This is a genomic window from Kitasatospora sp. NPDC101155 (genome assembly GCF_044768305.1).
Taxonomy (GTDB): Bacteria; Actinomycetota; Actinomycetes; order Streptomycetales; family Streptomycetaceae; genus Kitasatospora.
Genome location: NZ_JBIWPN010000056.1, coordinates 1 through 12,845 on the forward strand (window position 1 = coordinate 1; position 12,845 = coordinate 12,845).

General features: G+C 73.7%; 17 protein-coding genes. 8 read left to right on the top strand and 9 right to left on the bottom strand.

Going from position 1 to position 12,845, the window contains the following annotated elements; translation table 11 throughout:
- From ACIRYZ_RS40180 to zapE, 4 genes are all read right to left on the bottom strand, one after another.
- A partial coding sequence (locus ACIRYZ_RS40180) for an alcohol dehydrogenase catalytic domain-containing protein (RefSeq protein WP_402953639.1) occupies window positions 1-459 on the bottom strand: 459 nt, incomplete at its 3' end.
- A gap of 88 nt (window positions 460-547) precedes the next feature.
- Window positions 548-802 (bottom strand): chorismate mutase, encoded by a 255-nt coding sequence (locus tag ACIRYZ_RS40185; protein WP_402953605.1) that lies wholly within the window; start codon window positions 800-802, stop codon window positions 548-550.
- A gap of 1 nt (window position 803) precedes the next feature.
- Window positions 804-926 (bottom strand): hypothetical protein, encoded by a 123-nt coding sequence (locus ACIRYZ_RS40190; protein WP_402953606.1) that lies wholly within the window; start codon window positions 924-926, stop codon window positions 804-806.
- A 108-nt stretch (window positions 927-1,034) separates the two neighbouring features.
- A complete protein-coding gene (gene zapE / locus ACIRYZ_RS40195) occupies window positions 1,035-2,099 on the bottom strand; it encodes a cell division protein ZapE (RefSeq protein WP_402953607.1) in 1,065 nt (354 codons plus the stop codon).
- Between the two features lie 168 nt (window positions 2,100-2,267).
- Between zapE and ACIRYZ_RS40200 the strand changes: the two genes are divergently transcribed.
- Entirely contained in the window at window positions 2,268-3,050 is a 783-nt protein-coding gene (locus ACIRYZ_RS40200) for an aminotransferase class IV (protein WP_402953608.1), read from the top strand.
- Between the two features lie 26 nt (window positions 3,051-3,076).
- Window positions 3,077-3,832 (top strand): thioesterase II family protein, encoded by a 756-nt coding sequence (locus ACIRYZ_RS40205; protein WP_402953609.1) that lies wholly within the window; start codon window positions 3,077-3,079, stop codon window positions 3,830-3,832.
- Window positions 3,833-3,957: 125 nt separating this feature from the next.
- Here the strand turns inward: ACIRYZ_RS40205 and ACIRYZ_RS40210 are convergent, their stop codons facing one another.
- The gene (locus ACIRYZ_RS40210) at window positions 3,958-4,116 is read right to left on the bottom strand and encodes a hypothetical protein (protein ID WP_402953610.1); all 159 of its coding nucleotides are present in this window, start codon (window positions 4,114-4,116) and stop codon (window positions 3,958-3,960) included.
- A gap of 445 nt (window positions 4,117-4,561) precedes the next feature.
- On the opposite strand from ACIRYZ_RS40210, the gene ACIRYZ_RS40215 reads away from it, so the two are divergent.
- The 6 genes from ACIRYZ_RS40215 to ACIRYZ_RS40240 all read left to right on the top strand — a co-directional run bounded on the left by ACIRYZ_RS40215 (window position 4,562) and on the right by ACIRYZ_RS40240 (window position 9,813).
- Window positions 4,562-4,750, top strand: a complete 189-nt coding sequence (locus tag ACIRYZ_RS40215) for a YegP family protein (protein WP_380610341.1) — start codon at window positions 4,562-4,564, stop codon at window positions 4,748-4,750.
- Window positions 4,751-4,861: 111 nt separating this feature from the next.
- The gene (locus ACIRYZ_RS40220; protein ID WP_402953611.1) at window positions 4,862-6,088 is read left to right on the top strand and encodes a glycosyltransferase family 4 protein; all 1,227 of its coding nucleotides are present in this window, start codon (window positions 4,862-4,864) and stop codon (window positions 6,086-6,088) included.
- Window positions 6,085-7,266: a glycosyltransferase gene (locus ACIRYZ_RS40225; RefSeq protein WP_402953612.1), complete on the top strand. Its 1,182-nt coding sequence runs from the start codon at window positions 6,085-6,087 to the stop codon at window positions 7,264-7,266. Before ACIRYZ_RS40220 ends, ACIRYZ_RS40225 begins: the two co-directional genes overlap by 4 nt.
- Entirely contained in the window at window positions 7,241-8,125 is an 885-nt protein-coding gene (locus ACIRYZ_RS40230) for an SGNH/GDSL hydrolase family protein (RefSeq protein ID WP_402953613.1), read from the top strand. The genes ACIRYZ_RS40225 and ACIRYZ_RS40230 overlap by 26 nt, the downstream gene beginning before the upstream one ends.
- Window positions 8,126-8,252: 127 nt before the next feature.
- Window positions 8,253-9,401 (top strand): NUDIX hydrolase, encoded by a 1,149-nt coding sequence (locus tag ACIRYZ_RS40235; protein WP_402953614.1) that lies wholly within the window; start codon window positions 8,253-8,255, stop codon window positions 9,399-9,401.
- Window positions 9,394-9,813, top strand: coding sequence for a DUF6188 family protein (locus ACIRYZ_RS40240; protein WP_402953615.1), 420 nt, complete (start codon window positions 9,394-9,396; stop codon window positions 9,811-9,813). Before ACIRYZ_RS40235 ends, ACIRYZ_RS40240 begins: the two co-directional genes overlap by 8 nt.
- 35 nt (window positions 9,814-9,848) lie before the next feature.
- Here ACIRYZ_RS40240 and ACIRYZ_RS40245 read toward each other — a convergent pair whose 3' ends face one another.
- The 4 genes from ACIRYZ_RS40245 to ACIRYZ_RS40260 all read right to left on the bottom strand — a co-directional run bounded on the left by ACIRYZ_RS40245 (window position 9,849) and on the right by ACIRYZ_RS40260 (window position 12,444).
- Window positions 9,849-10,223, bottom strand: a complete 375-nt coding sequence (locus ACIRYZ_RS40245; RefSeq protein WP_387626093.1) for a hypothetical protein — start codon at window positions 10,221-10,223, stop codon at window positions 9,849-9,851.
- 101 nt (window positions 10,224-10,324) lie between these two features.
- Complete coding sequence (locus tag ACIRYZ_RS40250; RefSeq protein WP_402953616.1) at window positions 10,325-10,720, bottom strand: roadblock/LC7 domain-containing protein; 396 nt, start codon at window positions 10,718-10,720, stop codon at window positions 10,325-10,327.
- A gap of 82 nt (window positions 10,721-10,802) precedes the next feature.
- Complete coding sequence (locus ACIRYZ_RS40255) at window positions 10,803-11,927, bottom strand: hypothetical protein (RefSeq protein WP_402953617.1); 1,125 nt, start codon at window positions 11,925-11,927, stop codon at window positions 10,803-10,805.
- 133 nt (window positions 11,928-12,060) lie between these two features.
- Window positions 12,061-12,444 (bottom strand): hypothetical protein, encoded by a 384-nt coding sequence (locus tag ACIRYZ_RS40260; protein WP_393030396.1) that lies wholly within the window; start codon window positions 12,442-12,444, stop codon window positions 12,061-12,063.
- Window positions 12,445-12,845 lie beyond the last annotated feature (401 nt).

Below are 12,845 nucleotides of genomic sequence, written 5' to 3' on the forward strand. Positions count from 1 at the left end.
CGGGGACTCCAGTTCGACCGAGAGGCAGTGGGCGACGACCTCGTCGCCGGGCTTCCAGGCGTTGACCCCGGCGCCGGTGCGCAGCACGACGCCCGCGAGGTCGGAGCCGACGACGTGGTACGGCAGGTCGTGGCGCTTGGTGAGCGGCGACAGGCGGCCGTAGCGCTCCAGGAAGCCGAAGGTGGAGACCGGCTCGAAGATCGAGCTCCACACGGTGTTGTAGTTCACCGCGCTGGCCATGACGGCGACCAGGGCCTCGCCCGGGCCCAGCTCGGGCAGGGCGACGTCGTCGAGGTGAAGGGACTTGCGAGGGTCCTTGTCGCGGCTGTCCAGGCCCGCGAACATCTGCTCCTCGTCCTTGTGGAGCGTGACCGCCCGGTAGGACTCGGGGAGCTTGATCGCTGCGAAGTCGGCCGACGTGGCGTCGGAGCTGAGGATCGCGTCGAGGATGGCCGAGATCTCGGTCATGTGGTGTTTCCCATCAGTTGTTTCTCATCGGGTTCGTACGGCTGGGCGGCGTCGCCCGGATGCGGCTCCGGCCGTCCGGCTACGACCGCTGGCGGGCGAGTTCGAGCAGCAGCAGGGCGAGTCGGACGCCCGGCCGGCCGAGGCCGCTCTGGTACTCCTGCAACATCCGGATCTCCCGGGTGAGTTCGGTGCGGGGCAGGCCGGCGGCCCGGCGCTCCGCCTCGATCGCGCCGACCAGTTCGGCGCGGCGCCGGATCATCCGGATGAGGGACCGGTCGAGTTCGGCGAGTTCGTCCTGCCGCTCGTCGACGCGGCGCGGCGCGGTGAGTGACATGTCAGGCCCCGGCCTTCTGCCAGGTGGCCGCGCGCCGCTGGGCGAGGGCCAGCGTCAGGGCGGTCAGCGCGGCGAGGGCCGCCGCGCCCAGCGACCACCAGAAGGTGACGGTGAACGCCGACATCCGGCCGTCGGCACTGTCCGCCGCCCCGTCCAGGCCGTTCTGGTCTTGCTCCTCCTACGGGATTCGCCACGGCCGGGCGGCGGCCTCGGACCGCCGCCCGGTCCTCGTTCACGCCTGTCTGGTCGCCTGCGTCGCACCCGGCGTGGCAGAGCCCGGAAGGAGCGTGAGGCGACTGGCGGTCCGGTTGATGTCGATGGGCAGGGCGTCGCCCCGCAGGCAGTCCGCCAGGGGGCCGTCGGCGACGAGGTAGAGCTTCGCGTCCCGGTCGCACAGGACGTCGACCAGGTTGGCGAAGCGCTGCGCCGCGTCCCTGCTGCCGGCGGTCAGCTCCGGCAGTCCGGAGAGCACCCAGGTGCCGAACCGGTCGGCCAGGCCCAGGTAGTCGATGGTCGAGGTGCGTTCGTCGCACAGCTCGTGGAAGTCGAACCAGACGAGGTCCTCGCGCACGGCGCGGGCCACGAGGTCCCGGCCGCCGATGTCGATGCGCTGCCGCTCGCCCTCGGTCGGCGGTTCGAGTCCGGCCTCGCGCAGCTGCTGCTCGGTGCCGGGCCAGATGTAGGCGCCGCGCTGGAACTGCGAACGGGCCGCCCCGGCGGTGCTCTCCGCGCGGTGGTCCTGCGGGCCGGCGATCTCCAGGAGGTCCAGGTTGCCTTCGAGCAGCTTGATGGTCGGCTCGAACATGTGGTGGTGGACCGGGTTCGGCAGCAGGCCGTCGGGCGGGTAGTTCGAGGTGGTCACCAGGGTGACCTTCTGGTCGAACAGCGAGGTCAGGACGCGGCCCATCATCATGGCGTCGCCCGGGTCGTGCACGTGGAACTCATCGAAGAACAGCAGTCGGCAGTCGCTCAGCAGCTCGGCGACGGCCAGGTCGCACGCGTTCCGTTCCTTGCGGTGCCGAGCGTAGACGGCGTGGAACTCGCGGAAGAACTCGTGGAAGTGCACCCGGCGCTTGTTGCGCACGGGCAGCGCCTCGTAGAAGACCCCGGTCAGCCAGCTCTTGCCGCGCCCGACCGGCCCCCACACGTAGACGCCGCGCGGCTGCTTTCCGCCGAAGAACCGGCGCCGGCCGGACAACTCGCCGGCGAGCACGGAAAGCCGCTCGGCCGCGGCGATCTGCGAGGCGTCGAGAACGAAACCCGCTTCCTCGGCTGCGCGCTCGAACTTCTCGATCAACTGACGCCCCCCCCGGTTCCAGTCTGAATAGTGCCAAAGCCGGTGACGGTTACCCACCGGTGAGCGGTCGTGATCTTGCCAGATGACCACGGGCTGCGACAATGCCCTCCCGGGGGGTGATGATCATCACTATCGTCAGGCAACCTCGCAGGTGGAACACTATGCGCCATGGAAGAGCTCGACGAGCGACAATTGGGTGTCGACGAGATTACGTCGCTCGCACTAATCGGTTACGGCCATTTCACAACCATGCGCGTCGAGGGCGGCGCAATACGCGGACTCGCACTGCATTTCGCGCGGCTGGAACGGGACTGCCGAACGGTATTCGGCACCGAACTGAACCTGGATCAGGTCCGTCAAGAACTGTGCCGCGCCGTGGATCTGACGGATGGTGATGCGGTCGTCCGGATCACCGTCTTCGACCCGGATCTGAGCCTCACTCACCCGGCCGGACCGGCCGCCCCGAGGATCCTCGTCACCACGCGCCCCGCACCGCCGGTTCCGCAGGGGCCGATGCGCGTGCAGCCGGTCAGGCACCTGCGCCAGGTCGCCGGGGTGAAGCACACCGGACTGTTCGACAGCCTGCACCTGCGCCGCGCGGCACAACTCGACGGCTTCGATGACGTGTTGTTCCACGGCGACGAGCTGGGCATCTCCGAGGGCGCCACCTGGAACGTGGGCTTCTTCGACGGCCGCCAGGTGGTCTGGCCGCAGGCGGAGCACCTGCCCGGCGTGACCGAGGCGCTGCTGACCGGCATTCACGACCACTGCGTGTCAAGGACCGTGACTCTGGACCAGCTTCCGTTCATGGAGGCGGCGTTCGCCACCAACGCCGCGGTCGGCGTCAGGCCGATCTCCGCCATCGGCTCCGCACCTTTTGCGACGGATCATCCGATCCTGTCCGAACTCCGCGACCGGTACGCGGAGATCGCGGCCGAGCAGCCGCGCTGACGATCCCCGGAAGGACAGCACCACCCATGACGAGCACCGTCACCACCGACCGGCTCTGGATACGCCGCTACCACCAGGCCGGCCCCGGCGCCCCGACCCTCGTCTGCCTCCCGCACGCGGGCGGCAGCGCCACCTTCTACTTCCCCATGTCCCGCGCGCTGGCCCCCGGTTGCGACGTGGTGGCGGTCCAGTACCCGGGCCGGCAGGACCGCCGCTCGGAGCCGCTGGTCGAGTCGATCGACGAGCTGGCCGATCAGCTCCTCCCCGTGCTCCGGCGCACCACGGACGGCCCGGTGGCGTTCTTCGGCCACAGCATGGGAGCCAGCCTCGCCTTCGAACTCGCCCGCCGCTTCGAGGAGGCCGGCACGGTCCCGAGCGCGCTCTTCGTCTCGGCCCGCCCCGCCCCCTCCCGCCACCGCGAGGGCGGCACCGTCCACCTCGGCGACGACACCGAACTGATCGCCAAGCTCCGGGAGCTCAGCGGCACCGACGAGCAGGTGCTCGGCGACGAGGAGTTGCTGCGAATGGCGTTGCCCGCCATCCGGAACGACTACAAGGCAGCGGAGACCTACCAGTACCGGCCCGGCGCCAAGCTGAACTGCCCGGTGCACGTCCTCATCGGCACCGAGGACCCGATGGTCACCGAGGAGGAGGCGGCCGCCTGGTCCGAGCACACCACCGGTGGCTTCTCCCTCGACGTCCACGACGGCGGCCACTTCTACCTGGTCCACCACCAGGCCCGGATCCTCCGCACCATCGCCGAGCGCCTCAACGGCGCCTGAGCCCGCCGCCCACGTGCCGCGTCCGGCGCGCGGACGCGGCAGAATCCCCGGCGACGGATCGCCCCTCAACGCCTGTGCCCGCCCGGGGAATCTCTCCCGGGGCGGGCACAGGAACCGCCACCGGGTCAGGGATGATGGCGGCGGGGGACGGCGAGCGGGTTCCCGGCCCGCAGTTCGGAGGGCAGGAGGGAGTCGGGCCAGTCCTGGTAGGTGACGGGTACCAACCAGCGGTTGATCGCCGTCGCGCCGACCGAGGTGTGGCCCGCGGCCGTGGTGGCGGGCAAGGTAGCTGTCGTGGATGCCGGGCGACAGCATCGCACCGCCCGTGCTCCTGGCGATGGCCGTCGCGATCCGCTGGAGCAGGTCGGGGTCCTCGGGGACGAAGAGCAGTCCGGGATTGGTGCAGAACTGGCCGGTGCCCATCGTCAGCGACACCGCGTAGCCCTCGGCGATGCGCTCGGCATCCGCGCCGGCGGCCCCGGGCAGCACCACAACCGGGTTGACGCTGCCGAGCTCGCCGAAGAACGGGATCGGCTCCGGGCGGCCCGGCGCAGGGGCGCTGACCCTCCGCTACGACGCGGGCGCGGGCGCCGCCTCCAACCCGGGCTCCTCCGATCCCCGGCTGGTCGACTTCGTCCCTCGGATGCCTCAGCCGGCGGGCGGCGCAATGGGGTTGGACCTACGGTGCGGTGCGAGGGGGTGTTACCCGAGCGAGAGGTGTCGACTGGCATGGCTGGGAAGTTCGAACTGTACAAGGACGAGAGCGGGATGCACCGGTTCCGGCTCAAGGCGAGCAACGGGTCGGTCGTGGTGACCGGCGACCCGTACGAGAGCAAGGACGACTGCCTCAAGAGCATCGAGTCGATCCGCAAGCTCGCGCCGTACGCGGAACTCAAGGAGGCGGCCGGGTCGGCCTGAGATGACATCTGGCTGAACACGCGGGTCGGTGGTGCAAATCGCCGACCCGCGTTCGCTTGTACGACAGATCCCTTTGGCCGGAAGCATGCCGGGCGCGGACAGAACACTGGCATGCGCGTCGTCATCGTCACCGAATCCTTCCCGCCCGAGGTCAACGGAGTCGCCCACAGCGTGCTGCGGACGGCCGAGCACCTGGTCCGCCGGGGCCACCGACCCCTCGTCGTCACCCCCGCGCCGGTGCGGGGCGCCCAGTGCTCACCGCAGACCTTCAGTTCCGGCACCGAGGCGGAGCGGATCCCCGTGGTGCGGATCCCCTCGATGCCGCTGCCGGGGTACCCGCAGGTGCGGATCGCGCTGCCGAGCCGGCAGCTGACCGCCGCCGTCGCCGGGCACCGGCCGGACATCGTGCACCTGGCCAGCCCCTTCGTGCTGGGCGCGCGCGCCATGCCGGTCGCGGCGCGGCTCGGGGTGCCCGCCGTCGCCGTGTACCAGACCGACCTGGCCGGGTACGCGCACGCCTACCGGGCCGGACGGGGGCTCGGGGAGGCCGCCGCCTGGCGGCGAATCCGGGCCGTGCACCGGGCGGCCGCCCGCACCCTGGCGCCGTCCACCCCGGCCGCGCAGGACCTCACCGCGCACGGAGTGCCCCGGGTGCAGCTGTGGCCGCGCGGGGTGGACTCGGTGCGCTTCCACCCGCGGCACCGCGACGAGGGGCTGCGCCGGGCGCTCGCGCCCGGCGGGGAGGTGCTGGTCGGGTACGTCGGGCGGCTGGCGCCCGAGAAGCGGGTCGACCTGCTGGCGGCGGCCTCCGCCCTGCCCGGGGTGCGGGTCGTGGTGGTCGGGGACGGGCCGTCGGCGCCCTCACTCAAGGCCTCGATGCCCGGCGCGGTGTTCCTCGGCCGCCGCACCGGTGAGGAACTCGCACGCTGCTTCGCGACGCTGGACGTGTTCGTGCACACCGGCCCGCTGGAGACCTTCTGCCAGACCATCCAGGAGGCGATGGCCAGCGGCGTGCCGGTGATCGGCCCGGCCGCCGGCGGCCCGCTGGACCTGGTCGCCCACCGCCGCACCGGTCTGCTGGTGCCGCCCCGGGACGGCGCGGCGGTGGCCCGGGCGGTGGCCGAACTGGCCGCCGACCCGGCCCGGCGGGCCTCGTACGGGGCGGCCGGGCGGGCCGAGGTGGCCGCCCGGACCTGGGAGGCGGTCGGGGACCTTTTGCTCCGCCACTACGACGAGGTGCTCGCCGAGCACCGGGGGCTGCCGCTGCCGCCCGCTCCCCCGTCCTCGGCCTCGGTCGCCCCGGTGGTACCGGTCCTGCCGGAGGAGCTGTCGGCATGACCGACCCGCTGACCATCGTCCGGCTCGCCAACTTCGTCACCCCGGTCTCCGGCGGCCTGCGCACCGCGCTGCGCCACCTCGGCACCGGGTACCGGGCGGCCGGGCACCGACCGGTGCTGATCGTGCCCGGCGAATGCCGCACGGTGGAGGAGACCGGGCAGGGCCTGGTGGTCACCCTGCCCGGCCCGGCGCTGCCGGCCAGCGGCGGCTACCGGCTGCTCGCCGACCGGCGGGCGGTGGCCGCCGAACTGACCCGGCTCAGCCCCGACCGGCTGGAGGTCTCCGACCGGACGACCCTGCGCTGGACCGGCGCCTGGGCGCGGCGGCACGGCGTCCGCTCGGTGATGGTCTCGCACGAGAGCGCCACCGGGGTGCTGCGCACCTGGGGCCTGCCCGGCCCCCTGGCCTCGGCGGCCGCCGACCGGCTCAACGCGGCGACGGCCCGCGCCTACGACTCGGTGCTCTGCACCACCGACTGGGCGGCGGCGGAGTTCCGCCGGATCGGCGTGCCCAACCTGGTCCGGGCCCCGCTCGGGGTCGACCTGGACGCGATGCGGCCGCTGCCGCCGGCCGAACGGGCGGCGGAGCGGGCCCGGTACGCGGCACCGGACGATGCCTTGCTGGTGCTCTGCTCGCGACTGTCGGCGGAGAAACGGCCCGAGCGGGCGGTCGAGGCGCTGGCCCGGCTGCGGGCGCGCGGGCTGCCCGCCGTCCTGGTGGTGGCCGGGACCGGGCCGCTGCGGAAGCGGCTGGCCGCCCGGGCCGCCCGGCTGCGGCTGCCGGTGCGCTTCCTCGGGCACCTGAACCGGCGCGAGGCGCTGGCCCGGCTGCTGGGCTGCGCGGACGTCGTGCTCGCGCCCGGGCCCGTGGAGACCTTCGGTCTGGCCGCGATGGAGGCGCTGGCCTGCGGCACGCCCGTCGCGGTCAGCCGCTCCTCCGCGCTCCCCGGGCTGATCGGGCTCGCCGGGGTGCCCGCCGTCGACACCGGGGCCGGATTCGCCTGTGCCGTCCGCGAGTTGCTGAGGCGGCCGGAGGGGACCCGGCGCGCGGCCGCCCGGGCGCAGGCCGAGCGGTACGGCTGGTCAACCGCGGTGGCGGCCTTCCTGGCAGCGCATGGCGTACGGAACTCCGAAGCGGCCGAGGGGGGTTGGGATGAGCGTGCTGGACACCGGGCCTGACCGGGCGGCGGAGGAACGACCGGCGTCGGGCGAGCTGCTGCGCTTCGTCGCGCTCGGGGACTCGCTCACGGAGGGGATCGGGGACCAGGTCGGCGAGGAGTGGCGCGGCTGGGCCGCCATGCTGGCGCACACGCTGGCAAGGGGCGGCCGGGAGGTCGAGTTCACCAACCTGGCGTACAGCGGGGCACTGACGGCCGACCTGACGACACGTCAGCTCCCGGCGGCGCTGGCCGCGCCGCCCCAGCTCGCGGCCGTGGTGGTCGGCGGCAACGACACCCTGCGGACGGGCTTCGACATCCGGCGCACCACCCTGGAACTGGACGCCACCCTGGGTGAACTCTCCGCCCACGGAGCCGTGTTGCTGACCGCCTGCCTGCCCGACCCCGGCACCCTGCTCCGGCTCCCGGCGCCGCTCGCCCGCCCCCTGGCCCGCCGGATGCGGGCGGTCAACACCGTGGTGCACGCGCTCACCGCCCGGCACCGGGCGGTACACCTGCACATCGCCGACCTGCCCTGGTGCGCACAGCGCGGGCTCCTGAGCGTCGACCGCCTCCACCCCAGTGCCGAGGGACACCGCCTGATCGCGCGCCGCTTCCACGACCTGCTCACCGAAGCCGGCCATCCACTCGGCCCGCCACCCGCCACCGAAGCCGCCGAACCTCCGCCGGGCCTGGCCGCCGACCTGTGGTGGATGGCCACCAAGGGCACCCGCTGGGTCATCGCCCGCAGCACCGACCTCCTGCCGGGCCTGCTCGCCCTGGCGGCGGCCGAGGGCCTCGCCCGCCTCCGCGGGGCGAGCGGGCGGCACGACGAGCAGATGGCCCGGGCGGCGGCGCAGGCGCTGGCGTCGCTGGGGTGAGGCGTCGGCCCTGGCGGGTTGATCGAAGTGGCGCCCCGGGGGAACCATCACTGCGGCCGGGGATGTCGCCCCGGATGGAGCATTGTCGTGCGGCAGTGGTGCGGAGGAGTGCTCGGTGGAGGAGTGCGTGACGGAGGGAGCCGGGGTGGAGGCGTCGAAGGCGCGGGGGCGGGAGGTCCTGGCGGCGGCCGGGGTGCTGTTCCCGGATGAGCGGGGGCGGCTGCTGGTCGTACAGCTTCCGTACGATCGGCGGCATCCGGTGGCGATCCCGGGTGGCGGGTGGGAACCGCAGGACCGGTCGCCGAGGGAGACCGCCGTACGGGAGGTCGAGGAGGAGCTGGGGTTCACCCCCAGGTTGGGGCCACTGGCCTGTGTCGACTGGGCGGTGTCGAGCCGCCGGCCACCGATCGTCGCGTACCTGTACTGGGCGGAGCCGCTGACCGCCGAGCAGGTGGCGGCCATCCGGCCGGACGCCGCGGAGATCGGGGCGTGCGCCTGGGCCACGACGGAGGAGGTGGGGCACGCGCTCGCGCCCCGGCTGTCCCGGCGAGTGACGGCCTGTCTGCGGGCGCCGCGCGCGGCCGGCCCGCTGGAGCTGGAGGACAGTCGGCCCGTCGGGCACACGCTCGACCACGTGACGACGGACGGGCCCGTACCCGAGTACATCGGGCTGGCCGCCGTACCGATGCCGGACGGCGTGTCCCCCTTCCAGCCGGCGCCGCCGATGGACCGGGACACCTACTACGCCACCCGGCCGCGGATCCGGGCGAAGGCGCGGGCACTGTTCACCGACGGTAACGATCGGGTGCTGCTGGTGCGGTTGCGGCCGTGGGACGGGCCGCGCGGGCAGGTGCCGTACTGGACGCTGCCGGGCGGCGGGGTCGAGGCGGACCGGGAGGGGCCGCGGGCGGCTGCCCGGCGGGAGATCCGCGAGGAGCTGGGGTGGGAGGTCGAGCCCGGGCGACTGCTGGCGCTGGACTGGCAGCCGGGGACGGCGGCCGACCCCGGTGCCGATCCGGCGACCGGCCGGGACACCGCCGTGCTGGTGTACGTGTTCGACGGCGGCACGGTGACGCAGGAGCTGCTCGGCTCGATCGCCCTGCAGGAGCAGGAGTTGATGGAGTGGCGGCTCTGCGACCCGGCCGAGGCGCGGGCGCTGCTGAACGGGCCGTCCTGGAGCCGTACGGCCGCCGCGCTGGCCGCCCGGGAGCGGGTGGGCGGACCGGTCGAGCTGGTACGCGGGCGGGCGATGGATCAGGACGTGGCCGGTGGCTGACACCGGGGGCATGTGGAACGGGATCAGCGAGGTGCTGGCCGGTCGGCGGGTGGCGACGGTGAGCGGCGGCGACCGGCTCGACCTGCGACTCGACGGACCGGTGACCGTCCGGGTGACGCACGAGTTCCGCTTCGCGGTGCCGTCCTTCACCGCGCCGGCGGAGGTCGAGCACTACTTCCCGGCGCTGACCTTCCGTCCGACCCCCGCCCTGCTGGCGCTGGTCGGCCGGACCGTCGACACCGCCCGGATCACCCTGGCCGGCGGCCTGGAGCTGGGCTTCGCCGAGGGCGGTGCGCTGTCCGTCCCGCCGCACGCCCTGCTCGCGCCGTGGAGCGTGCGGACCGCCGAGGGCGCGGTGTGCGCGGGCCTGCCGGGCGGCGAGGTGCGGTGGACGGAGCCCGGCGGCGCCTGAGCCGCCGCCGGGGTCCCGTCCTGCGCGGTCCGGACTCAGACCTCCAGGTCGGCCTCGACCTTGGTGAGCTGGTGGCGCGCCATCGCCAGGTTGGCGCGCCCCTTGTCCAGCGCGAGGTAGAGGAACAGGCCCTTGCCGGTGCGGCCGGTGAGCGGGCGGATCAGGTGGTACTGGCTGGACAGGGTGATCAGGATGTCCTCGATGCCGTCCTGGAGGCCGAGCATGTCCATGGTGCGCATCTTGGCGCGCACCACGTCGGTGTTCCCGGCCGCGGCGACGTTGAGGTCCAGACCGCCGGGGCCGTCGAGAGTGGCGAGCGCCATACCGCTGTTGTAGTCGACGAGGGCGGCGCCGATGGCGCCTTCGATCGTGGTCATGGCCTGCTTGAGCGCGCCGGCTGCGTCGGTCATTTCTTTCAACTCCTGTTGGTCGGTGGGGTGGTGGGGCTAGCTGGGTCGGGCCGGTTGGCCCGACCGCGGTTTCGGATGGTCGGTCGGTCCGGTGGTCGAGGTCAGCCCGTGTCGCGCGGGTCCTTGGGCACCAGGGCGTCGTTGAGCAGTTCGGCGATGCGCCGCGCGCAGCGGCGGGCCTCCAGATGGAGCCGGCCGACGTTGACGTCCGGGTGCGCCAGCAGGGTCAGCACGCAGCTGCCGCCGGCGGCGTAGGTGGCGACGTAGCCGTGCTCTCCGCGTACCAGCGACTCGCGGAACTCGCCCTGGCCGGTGGTGTCGGCGAGCCGTTGGGCCAGCGAGAGCGAGGCCGCCGTCATCGCGGCGAGCCCGGAGGGTTCGGTCCCGTGGGTGTCGTGGGCGACCAGCAGGCCGTCCACGCTGGCCACCAGGCCGCCCGCGAGGTGCGGGACGCGCCGCTTGACGGCGCGGATTTCGGCGAGCAGCTCGGTCTCCAAGGCGATCAGTTGTCTCCTTCCGACACGCTGCTTGAGCGCCCGCCTCATGGCCGGTACGGCGGGGTCGCGGGCGGAGGGTTGCTCAAAGTCGGGCCTCCAGAAGGTCTCGGACCCGGGTCAGCAGCGCGATGTCCGGGTCGGGGACGGTCAGCGGGTGGGCCGCTGCCGTGGCGGGCGGGCGGTCGGGACGGGTGGGCACGGCGGCTGCGGCTTCCGGACGGACGGCTGCCGCGGCCCCGCGGAGGGTCGCCCCGGGGACCCGGCGGTGCAGGCCCCCGGCCGCTCCGCGCCCTCCCTGCGGGGGGACTTCGGGCCTCACGGCCGTCGGCGCGGCGTGCCGCGGGGCGTCGGGGCGGAGAGCGTCGACGGGAGGTGCGTCGGGCCTGGGAGCCTCGGGCCGCGGGGCGTCCAGCAGTCCGGCGGCGGCCAGGCGGCGGACGTCCGCCGTCACGCCGAAGCCGGAGCGGCCGAGCAGCCGGGCCAGGTCCGCCGGGGTTCTTCGGCCGTCGGCGTGGTCCAGCAGTTCGCGCCGGCGGCGGCCGGGCGGACGATGGGAGGGGCGCCGGGTGTGCTCAACCGGGCGGACGGGAGCGGTGTCGAGCTGCGGCCACGGCCAGATCCGGTCGAGGAGTCGGCTCCGGCGTTCGACCTCGCGGTGCAGCCGCGCCGGGTCGACCGCCGCCACCGGTCCGAGCCAGTGCCGGGCATCGGGCTCGAACCGCCAGGTGCCGCCCGCCCGGTCCGCCAGGGTGAAGTAGGCGGCGTCGAACAGCGTTCCCAGGTGGCCGAGTTCGAGCTCGCCCCGGGTGATCAGCCCGCGTTCGACCAGCGCCTCGCCGACCCGGCCCCGGGGGCCGTGGAGGCGGAGGAGGTCCGCCCAGCCCTCGGGGGTGATCCGCCCGCAGCCGGTGAGCAGGTCGGCCAGGCCGGGTGAGCGCGGGGACTCGGCGGCGGTCACCTGGCCGTCGACCAGGTGGAGGCTGCCGAGCGGGCCGTACAGGGCACCGGTGGCGCGGCGGGCGGCGAGCAGGGCGACCGCCTCGCCCGGGGTCCCCGGCCGGGCGGGTCCGGCCGGCGCGACGGGTCCGGTCGGCATCGTCGATTCCGTTCGTTCCGTCGCGGTTGGGGCGGTGGCGGGCTCGACCGAGGAGGCCGAGGCGGTGGCGCCCTTGGCCGTGAGCGGATTGGCGGTGGGGGGATCGGTCATCGGGGGCTTGGTCACGGGGGGTTCGGTCATGGGGGGCGGGGCGGCGGAGGGCGCGGCGGTCACGCGGGCCGCCACCGGGGGGTGTCCGTCCGGCGGGCTGGCCGGATTGCGGTGGTCCGTACGGGCGTCACGCTCACCCCAGCACCAGCTCCTCGGCGAGCGCCTGGAGGCGGAAGCGGGCGACGGCGAGGTTGCCCTCCGCACGGTCCAGCCAGAGGTGCAGTACCAGACGGCTGTCGAAGACGGTGTCAATGAAGCGGATCAGGTGGTAACTGCGGCCCGCGGTGACGATGATGTCCTCCAGCGGCGACCGCCGGTCCTCCGCCACGGTGAAAGTCTGACTCTCAACGGCCGCGCGTACCAGGTCGGTTGCCTCGGCGGCCGAGGTCTCGTGCTCTCCGGTCGGGCTGTCTCCGAGGCTGCCGAGGGCGAGTCCGCTGCTCCAGTCGACCAGGCTCGCGGCGCGGGCGCCGGCGATCGCCATCGCTCCGGAGAGACATTCGTCGATACCCGGCACACCGGCTCCTTCGCGGGGTCTGGGGTGGCCGGGCGCAGCGCGGTTCCGGCCGGATCGCCACCAGCAGTGGCAGGTTCGACACGGAAGGCTACTGCCGGTTTCCATATGACGAACATTCCAATGGCATATTCACACCGGCAGCAGCAAATTCCAGCCAAGATGTGACGATGCGTCATCCTTGCCTGACAGGCAGAACCGCTGGCCGGTCGGCCATCACCGAGCGCCGCCCGTCAGCCACCTGGCACGGGACCTTGGCTGATACCGGGCTGAGCGACAGGGTTTCGGAGCCGAAAGTGCGATAAGAGGACGCGAGCGATGGAGCGTCGACGCCGGGCAGTCGTGTCGGTCCGGGCCAGGGCGGACAGGTCGAGTCCGGGCGGACACGACGAAGGGGCTCGTTC

Excerpts from the sequence above, each read along its gene's own strand:
- ACIRYZ_RS40185 (WP_402953605.1), bottom strand. The coding sequence starts at position 802 with ATGTCACTCACCGCGCCGCGCCGCGTCGACGAGCGGCAGGACGAACTC.
- ACIRYZ_RS40190 (WP_402953606.1), bottom strand. The coding sequence starts at position 926 with ATGTCGGCGTTCACCGTCACCTTCTGGTGGTCGCTGGGCGCGGCGGCC.
- ACIRYZ_RS40200 (WP_402953608.1), top strand. The coding sequence starts at position 2,268 with ATGGAAGAGCTCGACGAGCGACAATTGGGTGTCGACGAGATTACGTCG.
- ACIRYZ_RS40205 (WP_402953609.1), top strand. The coding sequence starts at position 3,077 with ATGACGAGCACCGTCACCACCGACCGGCTCTGGATACGCCGCTACCAC.
- ACIRYZ_RS40215 (WP_380610341.1), top strand. The coding sequence starts at position 4,562 with ATGGCTGGGAAGTTCGAACTGTACAAGGACGAGAGCGGGATGCACCGG.
- ACIRYZ_RS40220 (WP_402953611.1), top strand. The coding sequence starts at position 4,862 with ATGCGCGTCGTCATCGTCACCGAATCCTTCCCGCCCGAGGTCAACGGA.
- ACIRYZ_RS40225 (WP_402953612.1), top strand. The coding sequence starts at position 6,085 with ATGACCGACCCGCTGACCATCGTCCGGCTCGCCAACTTCGTCACCCCG.
- ACIRYZ_RS40230 (WP_402953613.1), top strand. The coding sequence starts at position 7,241 with ATGAGCGTGCTGGACACCGGGCCTGACCGGGCGGCGGAGGAACGACCG.
- ACIRYZ_RS40245 (WP_387626093.1), bottom strand. The coding sequence starts at position 10,223 with ATGACCGACGCAGCCGGCGCGCTCAAGCAGGCCATGACCACGATCGAA.
- ACIRYZ_RS40255 (WP_402953617.1), bottom strand. The coding sequence starts at position 11,927 with ATGACCGATCCCCCCACCGCCAATCCGCTCACGGCCAAGGGCGCCACC.